Source organism: Undibacterium sp. RuTC16W (assembly GCF_049339445.1).
Taxonomy (GTDB): Bacteria; Pseudomonadota; Gammaproteobacteria; order Burkholderiales; family Burkholderiaceae_D; genus Undibacterium.
This window is the reverse complement of sequence record NZ_JBMPPE010000002.1, coordinates 420368-438214: the sequence shown is the minus strand read 5'-3', so window position 1 is coordinate 438214 and position 17847 is coordinate 420368. Positions and strand designations below refer to the sequence as shown.

Below are 17847 nucleotides of genomic sequence, written 5' to 3'. Positions count from 1 at the left end.
CGCTACTCATCAGGATACTGACTCGGGATTCGGTTGCCAGGTGACGATTTTTTCATAAATCGCTCCTGCACCGGGTTCCGTATTCAAGGTGTCGCGGAAGCTTTCGTTAGAAAGCATTTCGGCAATTTCAGATAAGATTTCCAGATGCTGTTGTGTGACATTGTCGGGCATCAGAAGAAAAATCAAAATGCTAACCGGCTCACCATCGGGAGATTCGAAAGGAATAGGTTCTGCCAGACGTACAAACGCAGCAATTGGTGCTTTAAGACCTTTGATGCGACCGTGTGGAATCGCGACGCCATGACCCAGACCAGTTGATCCTAAACGTTCGCGGGCGAACAGATTATCGGAGACCGTAGAGCGGGCAATGCTGCAGTTGTTTTCAAATAACAAGCCAGCTTGTTCGAAGGCTCTTTTTTTACTGGAAACTTCAAGATCCAGAAGGACGTTAGCAAGAGGCAGTATTTTTGCAATATTTGTCATGACACAAGATCAGTGTTACAGCGGGAAATGCCCGGCGCACGGCGCAAAGCTGACAAATTATAGGCTTCTTTTCACCGTCTGCGTAAACCTCCAGGGAGCGAGAAACAGAAACCACAAAATATCTGCTGAAAATGTAATAAATACACAATAACCTCTTATTTTTATGAAATTTTGATGGTTTTTATGTTTATTTATCTTCAAATTTTGATTCATTTATGAAGTCACTTAGCCTGGTAAAACGAGGTCTGGCCTGATTCAATGAAGCAAATTTACTAAGCGACACGGTGATCCTGTCGGGCAGATAAATACGCAAACTCGCTTAATCGGCTAAGAGTCTGACGGGCGCGTAGGAAAAACCAGTCTCAGGCGGGCACCGGGGAAATCTTGAGGTGCCTCGCCGTTACTGATCTCGTAATCACCGCCGTGCAGCTCGATAATCGTCTTGATGATGACTGAGCCTAAACCTAAGGAAATGCCGGTCTGTCTGCTCGGTAAACCAGCAAACATCAGTCGCGTATCTCGCCTTTGTCCAAAGCGGGCAATGCCATCGGCGGACAACCCGGGGCCGTCATCTTCAACGATCAGCTCCAGCGTATCGGCAACCGGCTGCAATCGTATGCGTACCCGGCTTTGTGCATATCTGGCCGCATTATCAAACACATTGTGCAACAACCTGGTGATCAGATAGGCATCACCATTGATGTGGCAAGCATGAGCGCAGGCGGCACTTAACTGTAATTCGAAAGTAATCGGCCGCTCTGCCTGCTGCTGTGCGTGCAGTGAATGGCTAGTTTCGGTTTTCAACAATTCGAATAAATCCAGACGGCTAGCCAGATGAGCCAGGTTGCGATAACGGGGCTCATCAATATGTGCGATAAAAATCAGATCGTCGATCAGGCGGGTGAAATAATCCAGTTCGCTCGTAATGACATTAAAAAAATCCTGGCGCTCCTGCTGCTCCATGCTTTCGCCATGTACGGCGATCGTATCAATTGCCGTACGTAAACTTGTTAGTGGCGTGCGCAAATCATGCCCTAGCTCCTGTAGTAATTCCCGTCGTGTTTTTTCATTCGTCTGTAACTGGATTACCAGCCGCTGTATTTCGTCGGCCATGGTATTAAAATGCTGCATCAGGCCACCTATAGCATCCAGCCGACCTGAGGTGAACCTAGCTGTCAGGTCACCTGCTTCTATGCTGTGTATCACCTGCCGTGCTTCGGCAGAGCGTCCGCGCAAATACAGAGTCAGTAATAATAATCCCAGCAAAATAGCGGTAACTAACGTCACCACAAACAGGATTCCCATCGTCAAAACCGCACCTCGGGCCAGTGTACCCGGATTGTTCACCAGAAGGTAAGCCGGTTCCGCTGATTGCAGGCGCACGATGCCGGATGCCGCACTACCTGAAAAGAAGCGCCCCCGGGTCAGCACCTGATGGATGAGGTCAGGTTTTTTACGTTCCAGTATGCTGGCGGGCGGTGCATCTTTCACACTACTTGCCAGCACCTGATTGTCCGTATTGACGACCCACATTTCCAGTGAGATTGCCGGCGATTCACTGCGATATGTCTGTACTCGCCGCAGACCCTCTGCATAATTATCTCCTTCGACAATGCGCGCGATAAACAGATACATACTGCGCTGGACTTCATCTCCCGGTCGCGTCGTTACCTCCCTGATCATCCACAGATACAGCAGGCTCAGTAGCACGGAAAAAAATACACTGATTACCAAAAAACGTAACCAAAGAGGACGACTCATGCTGACTCCAGTTTGTAGCCCACGCCGTAGATGGCAACGATACGTTCGATGGCACCGGCATCTTTTAATTTACGACGTAAATGGCTGAGATGAGAATCGATGGTACGGTCGTAAATAGCGTTGTTGTCTTCAAACTGATTCAGTATCTGTTCGCGGGTAATGGCATCACCATTGGCCTGCACCAGTAGCATCAGCACCTCATATTCTTTCTTACCCAATTGCAGTAAGGTACCGGCGACACTCGCCGTACGGCGCTGAATATCCATCTGAATGCTGTCAAAACTGATCACTGGCCTGTTTAAGGCGGTAGGCTGGCGACGTTCTAGCAAACGTCGCATACGCGCACTGAGTTCACGCAGCCCGCAGGGTTTGCGGATGTAATCGTCCGCCCCGCCTTCTATGCTGGCAACTACTGCGCTTTCATCCGTTCTGGCGGATAGCATCAATATCGGCGTAGTAGGATGCAGGCCCCGCAATTGCTGACACAAAGCTATCCCATCACCGTCAGGCAAGCCCACATCCAGCAAGAGTAATTCAAATGTTTGTTGTTGCAGTAGTTGCATAGCCGCGGCCACGCTGGCTGCATGACTGAGCACAAAACCCTCATATCGCAAGCCCATACTTAAGGTGCGCGCGATCATAGGATCGTCTTCGACAAACAGAACGTGAATTGCTGAAATCATGGATGTTGAAACAAGTGGTAACAAATAATGTGCCTTCATTTTGCCATAGCGAATCTCCTCAGGATGACTTCCATCAAAATTACAGAATTGCTGTTTACAGTAACCACAAGATTTCACTCACGCTTTGTCGTTACTGGAGATGACTATGCACTATCCCTCTTTTTCTATCGTGTTGACTGTTTCTACGATTACCGCCGCCAGCAGTCTGCTCAGTGCTTGTGGAGGCGGATCCGGTAGTACAGATGCCACCACGCCACCGGCAGCGTCGAGTACTACAAACAATATAGGCACGACTGGAACAACAACCGGCACCAGCACCGGAAATACTAACTCCAGGATTACTGCTGCGATTGCCGCCGCCAAAACTGCCGCCAGCACCGACCCGCTGTGCAGCGTTGATAAGCTTGGGGATTTTTACTGGGAAATCGGTAATGCGACGGATAGCACGCCTGTGGTATCCGGTTCGCAAGGTGCAGGCAGCGTTACGGCCACAACGTATTTCAATATCGCCTCTGCATCGAAATGGATTTTTGGTGCCTATGTGCTGGAAAAGAAGGGTATAGACCAGGTGCGCAGCAATACCTCACTTAGTAATGGTCTGCGTTTTATGTCCGGTTATACCGGCTTTGATGAAGAAGCGTGCACAGGAAAACTCAGTATCAATAGCTGCTTTATTGCTGGCATGGACGGCACCAGCGGCAAGACCAGCCAGCCTGATCCGACGACTGTCAACCTGTTTGATTATGACAGCGGACATGATCAGAAGCTGGCCAGCGTGGATCTGGGGCTGGGCAATTTCACTGCCGCCCAGCTTGATACCGAATATCAAAATACCATAGGTCTGAGCAAGGGCTTTAATATGGCACCGCTAGACCCGCTGATGGCGGGTGGCATGTTGGGTACGGCGACCGATTATTCCCTATTCCTGAAAAAAATCATGAAACAGGAACTGGAAATCGGCCGCTATCTTGGTGATCAGGCTGTTTGCGCACTGGCATCTGCCTGTCCCGGCAAGGTAGTGTATTCCCCGATCCAGTTGCTGAACGAACCCTGGACGTATTCATATAACCACTGGGTAGAATCTGAACAGGGCAAGGGCAGTATTGACGCCTATTCCAGTCCCGGAAAATGGGGTTTTTACCCCTGGGTATCGCCTGACAGAAAATACTACGGCATCCTGTCGCGCCACGACAGGTCAACCGGTGCCTATGTCGCTTCCGTCAAATGTGGTCGTCAGATACGCAAGGCTTTCATAAGTGCGCTGTAATTGTTGCTATCAACTTTCTAGATGACTTCCACCGGGACGGCGACAAATTGCCGTTCTGCTTAGGAGGCTAGGGCATTGATGAGATAGGCTTCGTCAATCAGCGTGTCCTCTGGTTAGATAATCTTGGGGTTAGGTCTAGCATACATGATCATGTATCGCTTGCACCTGATTTATTGACGACGCAAAGTTGCCAGTACGGTCTTGTCGATTTTGGCGGCTACGCCGACGCTGCGTCCCGCCAGATTTGGAATACTGAAATGAATGGCACTACCAAGTATCTGGGCGCATTCAGACAGGCTGAGTCCGTAATCCTGTTGCAGCCACTGCACCATGCCGCTGATGGCTGCACGCAGGGCATCATCCAGTGAACCGGCCTGCCCCAGCACCATGATCTGCGTTGGGGACTCTACCCGGGGTGATGCAACTGACTTACCTTTGATGACATCAACGGTAAATTCTACCTCCATGGAGGTTTCCAGCGCATATTGTGAAGTCTCGCCATCACCTTGCAAGGCATGGGCGTCACCCAAGTAAAGCAAGGCACCCGGTTGCTGCACCGTCAGGTAGACGGTATTGCCCTCTACCACTTCATTGAAATCCATATTGCCACCAAAACGGCCGGTGTCGCCGGTTGAAATGGGCGGTGAATCATTGCCAGGCGCGACTGCCAGGCCACCCAGCATGGGCCGGACCGGCAGGCTGAACGATTGCAAGCCTGCTGTCGGCTTTTCCGGGCTGGCCAAGCCACGTTCACGGTCGATCTTCCAGCGTATGGGCTTGCCAAGCTCACCTGCTTTAGCTGCCAGACCAGGGGCCATTGCCCGATCAACGATACTATCCAGGCTATCGGCATAATCGCGGTTCAGGCGCAGACGCTTAAGGTGGATCACCAGGGTGTCACCCGGCTCTGCCGTAGCCACATAAAATGGTCCGGTCTGCGGGTTACCATACAGAGCTTTGGTCATGCCATGTTCATCCACACCGCCAGAATCGATGGTCTTGGTATGCACCGTATCACCGGGCCAGACCGTCAGCACCGGCAAGCGATGCGGGCTGAATTCATTCGAATAATCCTTAGGCTGGAAGTCGTAGACACGCGCCGGTCCCGCCGGGCGTTCAGGCAAGCGGCGGGCACTAAAGGTATGGCTAGCCCTGGCCTGCGGATTATTCGTATCGGGAAAATCGCCCACTCCCTGCATCGCATCCTGCGTCACCGTGCCGCTGTAGGTATAGCTGGCCTTGTCCTTGTCGATCACGGCAAAGCTGATATGGCCCGCGCTGAGGGTGCCAGTCATTCTGTCACCATCGATTTGACCGCTGATGGTATTGCCCGCTGCTTTCAGAGTCATGGCCTGGTAAGAAATGTTACCCCAGAGATCGAGCTGCAATAGCCATTGTTCCTCTCCTGCCGCCAGCACCCATCCGGGCATCAGGTATATCAACAACATCGCGGTTCGCAACATCATGCTTTTTCCAATCACAAAAGAATATGCGGTGTACTGTAAAGCAATGCTAAAACAAGTCTCGTTAAATGCGACCAACTGCGAATTAATGCTGCCAAGCTGCATATCCTAGGAATAGGTGACGGCGACGTCAGTCTTGGCTCTGGTAAAGAAAGTTTTATGGATGAATTTAGTTTGGCAGAAAGTACTATGGCATCTTGTCACGCCATGACAGGTCAACCGGTGCCTATGTCGTTTCTATTAAATACGGTCGTCAGATACGCAAGGCGTTCATGAATGCGCTTTGAAACAGGGGCCGTAAACATTCGCTCCCTGATCGCTCCAGTTGTATTTCAATACGACCAGCTGGCGGAGGCGTAGGCCGTTTGCCGTGCCGGTAATTGTGCCAGCACGGCGGTGGACGGGCCGCCATATTGACGGAAACCGCCATCGATACGCCACTGGTCGCCCTGCCAGCCGAGTGAGGCTGTCGCAATGCGCCCGCCATCTTCGGGCGTCCAGAGTAGGTCAATCGCGGGTTGCCAGGTCGAGGTCTGCCAGCTCCAGCGTGCGAAGACATTATTGCGCCGCAGATTTGCGCTGCTGGACAAAGGCTGACTTTGCCATGCCAGGTTATAAGCGATTTCGCGGCTGAGTTGTGGCAAGGTATTGATGCTGCTACGCAGTTGCTGATTCTTCCTGGTCCACGCGCGCCATTGCTGGCCGGACAGCGCGCTGCCATCCCACCAGGCTTCGAGCAAAAAGCTATGCTGATTTTCGCTGGTCCAGGTTCCGCCCAGGAGGGCTTGACCCACATTTTTTTTTACACTGCTACTCCAGGGAGAGCTATGCTGTATCGGACTGTTTTCCACTTCGACGGTACTGACGGGGCTGCGTTGCAGATAGCGTAAAGACGTATGAAGTTCCAGAGACTCTGTTGCGACCCATGCAGCGGCGGCGCCGACACTAGCTCCCGTGTGCTGACCCAGGCGTGTAAATGCATGCAGATCGAGACTGCCGGCGCGATAGTAGAGCCGTGTTGCAAGCGCCTGCTCTTCGGCGATGTCTGCGTTATTGCTGATGGTGTCGCGGGATCGCAGGGGATTGACCCAGACGAAAGAAGCTGCGGTATCGGCATTGAAATACTCCGCCATCAATAGTGGCCGGCCAATCACTGTCGTGCTGATGAGCGAGCGGCGTTTTTCTTGCTGAACCACGTCATTGGGGCGGAAGCCATAAGCGACGTCCCAGCCAACAATTTTTTTGCCTGCACTGAATTGCCAGGGGCCTCGGTCAATGCTGTTCACCAGCTCATTTACCCAGATGGATGACGCACTGGTATTGGTCTGCGCAATATCATCAATCCGGCCCTGTACCGTAGCGATGACCGACAGATGACGATTACTGAGGTGTAGTTCTGTCTCCAACGCTGCGGTATTGACGGAGGCGGGGATCAAGCCGGGGGCGAGTTGTCCGGCCAGAGTCAATGGGCTGTACATGCTGTCCGATTGTGCGGATACCAAACCCCTGACCTGGCCAGTCCATTGAACACCGTCTGCAACGGCGTTACCGGTCTGGATCGCGATGGCGACGATCATACCCAATATCGATACAGGTCTTGGGGCGCGGAATGAAAAAGAAAAATGCATTGCTTATTCCAGAGATGGATTTTTGGCGAGATACATGGGATTGAGCCATTGTTCCGGCACACTGCGCTCCTTGCGACTCAGGTAACGCATGCGGGTTTCTTTGTGACTGCTTAACTGATCTTGCAGCACCATCTCGACCACGCTTGTAGGTGCAGCTGGTTTATCCATGATAAAGCTCGTCTGCTTGGCAAGTTTGTCCGACTGCACATAAAGCTCTGCTTTGACAGGCTCATGTCGCGATTTGCCAAGCCATAATTCGATGCGCTGATAGGCGACACTTTTACGGTTCGCATTTAATGTTAAATGCAGACATGGTTTGTCATCACAACGTTCTTCGGCAACGACTTTGCCGTCATAGTCTTGCGCCCAGCTGGTGGTTGCGATATCACCGATCGATGCATCCCCCAGCAGTTTTTGCATGGGAGTGATGCGCAGAGGGCGCTGGCTGCCAGGTAAAAGCATCCAGAAATCATCGCCCAGCATCAGCACTTTTTGGCCTTGCTCTGAGGGACTTTGCATCAATACCAGTGACTGACGTTTTGCCTGTGCAAACACAATATAGCGTCGTTCTTTTTCCTTGCTGCCGTCGCGGTTAAATGTCGTGATTTGTGTTTCCACTTGCATGTTGTCGCTATTCAGCCGGAACTGGTCGGCAGCTTTTAGCAAGCTATTCACATCGTCCGCCATGACGCTAGACGATGCGGCAAGCAGTGCAAGCGAGCTTGCCCGGATCAAGTTGCTGATCGCAGTACGGATTAAGGGATTCTTTTTCATTATCGTCTCCAGATTAATTGTGAGCCAGCGCATCAACGATGGACTGACGCATGGTGCGGCGGGCGATCCAGGCGGACGACAGCATCGCTAACACAATCATCATCACGATCGTGGTGACATAGAGCGTCATATCGATGCTGACCATCAGCGGATAACCAGTTGAGCGCCCCGGTGGTGGTGGCATTTCTACCGGGAATATTGTCAGCAGCAGGGCAATGATCAAAGCAAGTGCAGCACCGGCGAGCGCACCGGCGCCGCCAAGAAACATACCTTCGAAAGAGAAGCTGCGTATCAGTTGCCCGGGCAAGGTCCCCATCGCCCGCAGGCTGCCAATTTCACGGGTGCGTTCGATGATCGCCATGGCCATCGCATTCGCCACCACGAACACAACGATGAAGCTGATGATGAATCCTAAAGCGCCAAAAATGCGGTTGTATAAATCACGGACTGACTTATAAAAAAATGCTTGCTCCAGCCAGCTTTGTACGGTCATGCTTGGTAATAACGTGGCAATCCGTTGCTGTGCCGGTCTTGTGGCATCCATCGTATTCAGAAAGACGCCGAGGCTCGATACTTTGGTTGTATTCAATAATTTCTGTGCAGTCTTGATATCGGTGTACACCAGGCGCTTATCCATGTCGGGAATGCCGGTGGAAACGATACCTTTGACGATGACATCCAGCGCATTTAATGCCCCATCCGTGGTGCTGGTCATGAGAGTCAGGTTGCTTCCTGTTTTGGCTTTCAGGCTGCGGGCCAGGGCATCGCCGAGTACGATCTCTGCTTGCTGCGCGTTGTTTTCTAAAATACTGCCCTCGATGACTTTCAGAAATGGTCCTTTAACTGAAAATTCTGCGTCAGGATCGATGCCGATTGCGAGCATGATGGTCGATTTTTCGCCGTTGCTGATCAGACCAGTCAGATCGACGCGCGGCAGAACATATCGCACAGCAGGATCGCTCAGGATCTGTGCTTGTATCGCTGAGGCATCTGTGATGCCATGTTGTAGAGGGACATCTTCATCCGTAGTGAAATGTGCCGGCTGACCGACAATCAGATGTCCGGTACTGCGGGCTGCCGCTTGCGTCAGGCCCTCGTAAGTTGAATAGGCAAACCCACCGGCCAGTAAAATCGCTGCGGTACCTATTGCTGCGATGGCGATTGTGACGCTGGAGCGACGGCGATTGCGTAAAGTATTATAAAAAGCGAAGCGCACCCAGGTCAGGTCAATAGGAAAAGTAGTCATTGCAGTTGCCCATCCAATAAAGAGACGATGCGGTCACTGCGACGTGTCAGTCTGTCGTCGTGGCTTGCAATCACAAACGCCGCACCTTCGGCATGGCCGCGTTCGCGCATCAGATCGAGAACCTGATCCGCCGTGTGCGAATCCAGACTTGCGGTCGGTTCGTCCGCAATCACCAGGCTAGGTCGTTTAATCAGTGCGCGCGCAATGGCAACGCGTTGACGTTGTCCGCCAGAGAGTGCGTCTGGCAGATGCTGTGCGTGCTCGTGCAGGCCGACGGCACGTAGTTGTGCGGCAACCCGGTCGTGCCGCTCGTTCAGCGGAACTCCCGTTAAAAACAGGGGGTAGTCGACATTCTCGGCGACCGTCATGACAGGAATCAGATTAAAGCTCTGAAAGATAAAACCGATGCCATCACGTCGTTGTAAAGTACGTTCGGTTTCGGTCCATTGATCTGCTGGTGTGCCGTTCAATAGTACTTCGCCTGCATCGGCCTGATCAATCAGGCCGCAGAGATTGAGGATCGTGCTTTTACCGCTACCAGATGGTCCGGTGAGGGCGAGTAATTCGCCCCGCTGTACGGTCAGATTGACACCTTGTAAAGCGCGGACAATATGCGAGCCGAGCTGGTAGGATTTATGCACATTCCTTAACTCGATGACAGCCGCTGGCAAACTCATTGCGATACTCCTTTCAGCATACCCTTGGCTGCTTCGGCTTGTGGCGCGTTGTTCTGGATGATGTTGTTGAGAAAACGTTTCGCATCATCAGGTCGCTTTTGCTCAAGGGCGAGAGCTGCGGCACGCATCCAGACGGCACCGCGAAAGCCCACATGCGTTTTTTCCAGCTGAGGATTGTCGATGACTTCAGACAGTAATTTGCTGCCGCGCACATTGCGGTTCATGAAGCCGGGTACAGCGAGGAAGGTATTGGCGGCGACAAGTTTCACTTCCAGCACCACCGGCGTGCTGTCATGCAGAGCCGTGCTATTGGCGGCGATTTGCAATGCCTTATCCAGCATTGCCAGACCTTCTTCGGCATACGACATTTTTTTCCAGGGGAAGATAGTCGTCGTTGCTAATTTGCTGGTGGCAGCACCGGTGTAGGCCATTAACAGAGGATTCGCAGGTTCTTGCTTGAGCAGGGTGTTAAAAGCTTCTGCGGCTTTTTCTTCGTTACCCTGACCCGAGGGTGCCATGAAATGCTGAAAGGCCGATTGAAATTGCGGTTCTGAATAAGCTGCTGCAGTACTGCTGATACTCAGCACGAGCAAGGTAGATAGCGCTATCTTCGACAACGAGGTACAAGGCAGAACGGATTTCGTGACATGATTTTTGTGTGTGATGTACATGATGGTCTCCTTTGTGCATGGGTAAGTGAAGCGATATGCATAGACTAAGCAGAGGCAGCAGCGTGGACAATTCGTATGCGATTAAAGGCAGGAGTATGGTGTGGATGGGGTAAAAAACGGCGCGAGATGCGCTTGCAGACAAGCTTCTACATGAGCTTCTAAGTGAACTGGTGAACGAGCGTGTGGCGAATCACGGATGCTTCATGATGCGGAATCAGACGCATCACACAGTGCAGATGTATCGTTTCCGCGTCTGTACTGTGTGTGAACTTTAGGGAGAGGAATGCTTAAGGCAGAGACGATGCGGCTGAAGTATCGTTGCAGATTAAATCGCGTGGGTTTGCAACAATTTTTCGAATTCGTCTTTAGGCAAGGGTTTGCTGAAGTAGTAGCCTTGCATTTCCTGACAACCAGAATCGGTCAGGAAAAACATCTGATCCGCTTTTTCCACACCTTCGGCAGTGACGCTCATACCGAGCGCGTTCGCCATCGCAATAATTGCACGCGTCAAAATCACGGAATCCTGATTTTGCGGAATATCGCGGATAAATGAACGATCGATTTTCAGATTGTCGATAGGGAAGCGCTGCAAGTACGATAGAGATGAGAAGCCAGTACCAAAATCGTCCAGTGAGATGCTGACACCTAATTTTTTAATCGCATTGAAGACCGGGCGTAATACATCGATTTCACCCATTAACAAACCTTCGGTGATTTCAAGTTGTAGCGCATGGGCAGGCAAGCCTGTCTCGTCCAACACTTGCTGAATAAATCGTGCCAATCCCGGGTCCTGGAATTGTCTCGGTGAGATATTGACGCTGATAACCAGATCGGGAATCAAGGTATCGCGCCATTGCTTCGTCTGCTGGCAGGCTTGTTCCAGCACCCAGCGTCCGATCGGCAAGATGAGGCCAATTTCTTCTGAGATCGGGATAAAGTCGTTCGGTGGGATCAACCCCATCTCTGGCATCTGCCAGCGTATCAGTGCTTCAGCACCGACGATTCTGGAGGTGTTCAGGCTGATTTTTGGCTGGTAATAAACCAGGAATTCTTTTTCAGCCAGCGCCCGGCGCAGATTTTTTTCCAGAGTGTAGCGATGCTGCGCGCGTACGTTGAGTTCCGTTGTAAAGAACTGGTAATTATTCCGTCCTGATTCTTTGGCATGGTACATCGCCGAGTCGGCACAACGCAGTAAGGTCGGTGCGTCCTCTGCATCATGCGGAAAAATACTGATACCGATGGATGTACCTAAATGGTATTCGTTGTTATCGATCAGGAAGGGTTCGCGCATTCTTGCCAATACCCGCTCTGCCAGCTCTTTCAGATGCAGGGCGTTATCAAATGCTTCTGCCACAATCACAAACTCATCACCGCCAAGACGTGCCAGCATGTCGGTAGTACGGATACACGAATTCAGGCGTGTGGCGACATCTTTGAGCAGGGTATCGCCCGCAGCATGTCCTGCTGTGTCATTGACGTTTTTAAAACGGTCGAGATCGAGAAACAGAACGGCGACTTTGTGCTCGCTGTGACGCGCATTAAACAAGGCATGTTGTAAGCGGTTGTTCAACTGATGCCGGTTCGGTAATCCCGTCAAGGCATCATGTGCGGCAATGTATTGCAACTGACGCTGGGTTTCTCTGACTTCCGTCGTATCCGTGAACGAAATCAATACGGCTGTTGTGGCGTTATTACTGACCTGACTGATCGGTAATACATTGACTAGTAACCAGGCGATGGAGCGGTCACGCAATTCCAGTCCGACGGATAAATTCAGGATAGGGACATTGGTGCGGAAGACTTTGGAGGCGGGATCGTCCCCCATCTTTTGTTCGCTGCCATCTTCGTTGATGATGCGCTTGAAGTAGCGATGACGGCGGCCGGCATTTTTTGCATCATCATCGCTAATTTTCAAAATGCGCATTGCGCTGGGATTACAGGTCAGGATCTGGCCACCCGGCGCTACCACCATAATGCCCTCGGTCAGGTTGGTCACGACAGAGCGATAGCGCTCCTCGCTCTCTTCCAGACTCTGCTCCATGTTCTTTTTATCGATCGCCAGCGCGATCAGATCGGTCGCATCTTTGATCAGCGCCTGCTCATCCTCACTCGGACTGCGGGTGGTCTGATGATAGACGTCGACAGTGCCTAATACCGTATTGAATGCCGTTGTGATCGGTACCGACCAGCAGGAGTGCAGACCATGTTGCAAGGCTAGCGTCCGGTCTTTTACCCACAACGGACTCTCTGCAATATCCGGTACCAGGATAATACGGTTGAAATGAATTGCCGCTGAGCTGGAGCCGTATTCGAGTCCCACCGGAACGCTTTCCAATGCAGTGCAGAAACTGACGGGCAGCGATGGTGCCGCACCTAAAGTCAGGCGCTGATTATGGGCGTCATACAACATGATGGAGCACATGCCGTCGTTGTCTAGCAAGCGCTCCATGCGGTCGCAGACGTCTTCGAGAATATGAGCAAGAGGTTTGTCCAGCGCAATCATCTCGAGAATTTCTTTCTCGTGATGCAGTGCTTCGTGGACGCGGCTGGATTTCTGACGGGTGACGTAATGCGGCGTGCCGATGGCGTTCGAGGCACTGAGCGCACTGGCTGTATCGCTTGCGAGAGCAGATGCGCTAAGTTCCCTGACCGTCAATTGCGTCGTTTGTCTGCCATCTTGTATAAAACGGCTACCGCGTACGTCGACCTGTCGGTATTCGCCATCCATCTGACGGCAGTGACAGTGCTGAGTGGCCGTTGTATTTTGCTGAGCCAACAGGCAGTCAAGAACAGGTGACAGTGGATCGATATCGCCAGGAATGGAAAACAGATTTTCAGCCTGTTGTCCTAGCAGTTGACTGCTCGCTGTGGCTTTTAATAAGCTCAGGCCAGCCGGATTCGCGTACATGAGCACATTGTCAACAAACACATAAATGGCATCAGGATTGTGTTGTAACAATTCTGCATGCCAATCGCGTTGATTGACGCTGGTTTCCGGTGAACGATTCAACTTGGCTATGGCACTCACAACAATAAAATCTTAGCGATAAAATAAGGGTTCGCGTACTGTACCCCATGCAGCACGCGGTCACAACTAATTCAGATCAAAACGGACGAATACCAGCAACACGTCGCCATTTCCCTTGTTTTTGGAAAATCGTGGTACATAAGCTGCCATGAGTTTACTGCTTTTTGTGCCAATCGAGGCTACCGGCAACACGGCCGGGAAGGGCACATTAGAGAAGTAATCGGTGCGACTGATCAGCAGGGCAGTATAGCCCAGACCTGCTTCGACATTACCACCTAGCGGGCGCATCCATTCGTAAGCGTAACCTGCCATCCATTGCGGCTTGAAGTGAGAGTCAGAAATCACCATGCCGTACAAAAATTCTTCATTATCTTTAGTGTCGCGCAACGTTTTAGCGAAACCCATGCCCCAGGCACGCTCATTCAGTTCAGCAATGCGTTCTGCCGTGTACGTACCTCGACCATGATGGGCATAGCCTGACAGCATGATCGATAACTGGCCATCATCCATGAACTTATTGCCTTTTGCCACAGCATCAGATTTCGTCTGTTGCCACCAGGAGGTTTCTTCTGCCTGTTGTGCCGAGGCGAGTGAACTGCTACCTAACAGGGCGCTGGCAATAAAAAAAGGTGTGAGGTAATGCTTAAAAAAGGATTTCAACATAATTAAAAAGTAAAAGGTAAATGGAATCAGGATTACTGACGTGCATTTCTGGCGTTAGAGGGTTTTTGACCTGTACTGAAATTACTACGCCATGGATTGATGTCGAGTCCGCCGCGACGGGTATAGCGTGCATAGACCGAGAGTTTTTGTGGTTTGCAGTGTTGCATGATGTCGGTAAAAATCCGTTCCACACATTGTTCATGAAACTCATTGTGATCGCGAAAACCGATTAAGTATTGCAACAGGCTTTCCTGATCGATGGCGGGACCGACGTAGCGGATTTGCACACTGCCCCAATCGGGTTGTCCTGTGACCAGACAATTTGATTTGAGCAGATGTGACAGTAGCGTCTCTTCTACCGCTGCCGCTTGCTGATCGGCTTTTAATAAATAGGGATTCGGGCTGTAGCTGCTGACTTCAATATCCAGCCGGTCTAGTAACACGCCGTCGAGTTCTTGCAGGCGCAATTGTCCGAACTGATCAGCCGTTGTCAGCGCAACCTGTACCGGTGCGCCGAAACCTGCGGACAGGTCGGCTTGCAATAAACTGATCAGCGCGTCCGTGCCAGCGAGCCGGGTCTGGTTGAAGGAATTCAGATACAGTTTGAATGACTTGGACTCAACGATATTCGGGGAATCGGCAGGCACATAGACGCTGGCAATCGCGACCTGCGGTTTGCCGCGTAAATTCAACCAGGACACTTCATAAGCATTCCAGATATCCATACCAAAAAATGGTAAGGTCCCCGCGCCGCTGATACCGATTTCTGCACGTTTGCCAGCGCGTGAAATCGGGAACAGCAAGCTTGCATCGTACTCAGACTGGTAGCTTGCGGGTTTGCCGAGCAGTGAGTGTTCGGGTGAGTCGGGTGTTTGTGTTGGTTCTGTCATGATGCTTTAAATTTTTTCAAATTACTTTATTTATTGCTTTATAGAGCTGACATAAAACGATTTTCTTATCGCCTTATGCATCCCTTATGCATTAAACTCGCAGACTGGATGCGGCTTGTAGAGCCATTTCATGCCAGGAGGCGCACCCAGCCTGCGGATTCGTTTTTGGAATTCCTAAAAATTCTTTAATCCATATTTCGTGGAGCCGCTTACTCCTGCCTTTTCTCCGTGTCTCAGTATCTCAGTGTCTCTTTGGTAAGCGGGCTTGGTTTTTGCGTCAGTCCAGTTTAATTAAACGCACTACGCTAAAAAAATTTAGCCCAGAAACAATTGATACGCCGGATTGCTGCTTTCATCCCAATACCGGTAGCCGAGCGAATTCAGGAATTCTTTGAACGCCTTCATCTCTTTTTTCGGAACCTGTAAGCCGACCAGAGTCCGGCCATAATCGGCGCCGTGATTGCGATAGTGAAACAGGCTGATATTCCAGTTTGGTGCCATGCTGTTCAAAAAGCGCATCAGCGCACCGGGACGCTCAGGAAACTCAAAGCGATATAGCAATTCATTCTCAGCCAGTTCACTCTTGCCGCCGACCAGATGACGGATGTGTAATTTAGCCAGTTCATCATGCGTCAGATCCAGCGTCGGGAAGCCGTGCTTGATGAAATTTTTAGCGATTTTTCCTGAATCCTCGCGATTCGTTACCTGAATGCCGACAAAAATATGGGCAGCCCTTTGATCACTGATGCGGTAGTTGAATTCTGTGACATTGCGCGGGCCAACCAATTCGCAAAAACGCCGGAAGCTGCCGCGTTCCTCAGGAATTGTGACGGCAAAAACTGCTTCACGTGCCTCACCGACTTCGGCACGTTCGGCGACAAAGCGTAGCCGGTCGAAGTTCATATTCGCACCACAGGCAATGGTCACCAGCGTTTCATTTTTTAGCGGTTTCTTTGCTGCTTTAGCACGTTCGATATAGGCTTTGCAACCTGCGACAGCCAATGCGCCTGCGGGCTCCAGAATGCTGCGCGTATCCTGAAAAACATCCTTAATCGCTGCACAGATGGCATCAGTGTCGACCAGAATGATTTCATCCACGAGTTCTCTGGTGATGCGGAAGGTTTCTTCGCCCACCAGTTTAACTGCGGTACCGTCCGAGAATAGGCCGACATCCGTCAGCGCCACGCGACGGCCAGCCTTGATGCTGCGCGCCATCGCGTCGGAGTCGACGGATTGTACGCCGATGACTTTGATATCCGGGCGTACGGCCTTGACGTAGGCAACCACACCAGAGATCAGCCCGCCGCCGCCAATGGCGACAAAAATCGCATGAATTGGTTGTGCATGCTGACGCAGAATTTCCATGCCGACGGTACCTTGTCCGGCGATGACATCCGGGTCATCAAATGGATGAACAAAGGTCAGTTTCTGTTTTTTTTCCAGCAGTACCGCATGATCATAAGCATCGCTGTAGGAGTCGCCATGCAGGACAATCTGCACATTGTCGCCGCCGAAAGCGCGCACTGCATCGATCTTAACGGGCGGTGTCGTGGTCGGCATGACGATTACGGCTTTGCACTGCAGTTTGGCCGCGGACATGGCAACGCCCTGGGCATGGTTGCCAGCCGAGGCGCAGATCACACCGCGCTTGAGTTGCGCGGCCGTCAAATGTGCCATCTTGTTATAAGCGCCGCGCAGCTTGAAGCTGAAGACGCTCTGCATATCTTCGCGTTTAAAATAAATTCGGTTATCCATGCGATCTGACAGGCTGGACGCAAATTCCAGCGGTGTTTCAAAAGCCACGTCATAGACGCGGGCCGTCAGGATTTTTTTCAGATAATCGGTCGTCATGGAGGTTGAATGTGGTTCAAACGGTGGAAAAAGTTCGCAAAAAGTGCGCAGAACGACAGAAATGTCAGGCCTGACAAGTTTTATGGCGAGCACTCATTATAATGGATGCCATAGTGATGAGCATTGAAACGACATCGAGTGGCATCAAATGACATTAAGTGACATTGGAATAGCATGATAGAAGCGGGTGTGCATTGGTTACTGGGCGTGTTAGCGCTGCCCAAAGTGGGATTGAGTTCGGTATTCGTGATCAGCTTTATTTCGGCAACGCTATTACCGCTGGGATCGGAGCCTGCCGTTTTTGCGGTGATTAAAGCAAATCCTGACTTATTCTGGTCTGTGATTGCCGTTGCCACTGTCGGAAATACGCTTGGTGGCGTAGTCGATTACTGGATGGGTTATTGCGCCAAAAAAGCTTTTGCTGCCGAGCGCGAGACGGCCTGGTTTCGCTGGCTTAGTCATTTTGGCGCAAAAACGATGTTGCTGGCGTGGCTGCCGGTGATCGGTGATCCTATCTGCACACTGGCAGGCTGGTTGAAGCTGCCCTTCTGGCCTAGCGTGGCGTATATGGCGATCGGCAAATGCCTGCGTTATCTGTGTATGTCCTGGCTATTGCTCAGTGTGCCTGACGGTTTTTGGCGCGGACTGGCAGAAATGCTGGGTTGAACCAGGCTTGTTTATCGCCCTCCGGGTGTCCCCGTTGTTCTCGCCATCATTGCCGGTCATTTTGGCGCCACTCGTTGCTGATGGTTTGTCATGAGC

Annotated in this window: 15 protein-coding genes; 2 read left to right on the top strand and 13 right to left on the bottom strand. The window is 51.4% G+C overall.

The features are described from left to right. Nucleotides 1-9: 9 nt before the first annotated feature. The 3 genes from ACO0K4_RS06370 to ACO0K4_RS06360 all read right to left on the bottom strand — a co-directional run bounded on the left by ACO0K4_RS06370 (nt 10) and on the right by ACO0K4_RS06360 (nt 2927). Entirely contained in the window at nt 10-483 is a 474-nt protein-coding gene (locus ACO0K4_RS06370; RefSeq protein ID WP_422955779.1) for a PTS sugar transporter subunit IIA, read from the bottom strand. A 327-nt stretch (nt 484-810) separates the two neighbouring features. Continuing rightward, on the bottom strand, nt 811-2244 hold the full coding sequence (locus tag ACO0K4_RS06365; RefSeq protein WP_422955778.1) for an ATP-binding protein: 1434 nt from the start codon (nt 2242-2244) through the stop codon (nt 811-813). Further along, on the bottom strand, nt 2241-2927 hold the full coding sequence (locus ACO0K4_RS06360; protein WP_422955777.1) for a response regulator transcription factor: 687 nt from the start codon (nt 2925-2927) through the stop codon (nt 2241-2243). Before ACO0K4_RS06360 ends, ACO0K4_RS06365 begins: the two co-directional genes overlap by 4 nt. Before the next feature lie 145 nt (nt 2928-3072). On the opposite strand from ACO0K4_RS06360, the gene ACO0K4_RS06355 reads away from it, so the two are divergent. Then, nucleotides 3073-4194, top strand: coding sequence for a hypothetical protein (locus tag ACO0K4_RS06355; RefSeq protein WP_422955776.1), 1122 nt, complete (start codon nt 3073-3075; stop codon nt 4192-4194). A 170-nt stretch (nt 4195-4364) separates the two neighbouring features. On the opposite strand, the gene ACO0K4_RS06350 is transcribed toward ACO0K4_RS06355, so the two are convergent. The 10 genes from ACO0K4_RS06350 to ilvA all read right to left on the bottom strand — a co-directional run bounded on the left by ACO0K4_RS06350 (nt 4365) and on the right by ilvA (nt 17085). Further along, on the bottom strand, nt 4365-5660 hold the full coding sequence (locus ACO0K4_RS06350; protein WP_422955775.1) for an acetamidase/formamidase family protein: 1296 nt from the start codon (nt 5658-5660) through the stop codon (nt 4365-4367). 329 nt (nt 5661-5989) lie between these two features. Then, nucleotides 5990-7285, bottom strand: a complete 1296-nt coding sequence (locus tag ACO0K4_RS06345; protein ID WP_422955774.1) for a hypothetical protein — start codon at nt 7283-7285, stop codon at nt 5990-5992. Nucleotides 7286-7288: 3 nt separating this feature from the next. Further along, nucleotides 7289-8059: an outer membrane lipoprotein-sorting protein gene (locus ACO0K4_RS06340; protein WP_422955773.1), complete on the bottom strand. Its 771-nt coding sequence runs from the start codon at nt 8057-8059 to the stop codon at nt 7289-7291. Between the two features lie 13 nt (nt 8060-8072). Then, entirely contained in the window at nt 8073-9305 is a 1233-nt protein-coding gene (locus ACO0K4_RS06335; protein WP_422955772.1) for an ABC transporter permease, read from the bottom strand. Further along, nucleotides 9302-9982: an ABC transporter ATP-binding protein gene (locus ACO0K4_RS06330; protein ID WP_422955771.1), complete on the bottom strand. Its 681-nt coding sequence runs from the start codon at nt 9980-9982 to the stop codon at nt 9302-9304. Before ACO0K4_RS06330 ends, ACO0K4_RS06335 begins: the two co-directional genes overlap by 4 nt. Then, nucleotides 9979-10653 carry a hypothetical protein gene (locus tag ACO0K4_RS06325; protein WP_422955770.1) on the bottom strand — a complete coding sequence of 225 codons (675 nt, stop codon included), beginning with the start codon at nt 10651-10653 and terminating at the stop codon, nt 9979-9981. The genes ACO0K4_RS06330 and ACO0K4_RS06325 overlap by 4 nt, the downstream gene beginning before the upstream one ends. Nucleotides 10654-10978: 325 nt before the next feature. Beyond that, nucleotides 10979-13681 carry an EAL domain-containing protein gene (locus ACO0K4_RS06320; protein WP_422955769.1) on the bottom strand — a complete coding sequence of 901 codons (2703 nt, stop codon included), beginning with the start codon at nt 13679-13681 and terminating at the stop codon, nt 10979-10981. A gap of 66 nt (nt 13682-13747) precedes the next feature. Continuing rightward, a complete protein-coding gene (locus tag ACO0K4_RS06315; protein ID WP_422955768.1) occupies nt 13748-14344 on the bottom strand; it encodes a hypothetical protein in 597 nt (198 codons plus the stop codon). A 32-nt stretch (nt 14345-14376) separates the two neighbouring features. Beyond that, on the bottom strand, nt 14377-15234 hold the full coding sequence (gene queF / locus ACO0K4_RS06310; RefSeq protein WP_422955767.1) for an NADPH-dependent 7-cyano-7-deazaguanine reductase QueF: 858 nt from the start codon (nt 15232-15234) through the stop codon (nt 14377-14379). Nucleotides 15235-15549: 315 nt separating this feature from the next. After that, nucleotides 15550-17085, bottom strand: a complete 1536-nt coding sequence (ilvA, locus tag ACO0K4_RS06305) for a threonine ammonia-lyase, biosynthetic (protein ID WP_422955766.1) — start codon at nt 17083-17085, stop codon at nt 15550-15552. Between the two features lie 174 nt (nt 17086-17259). Here ilvA and ACO0K4_RS06300 point away from each other — a divergent pair, with 174 nt between their 5' ends. Further along, nucleotides 17260-17751, top strand: coding sequence for a YqaA family protein (locus ACO0K4_RS06300; protein ID WP_422955765.1), 492 nt, complete (start codon nt 17260-17262; stop codon nt 17749-17751). Nucleotides 17752-17847 lie beyond the last annotated feature (96 nt).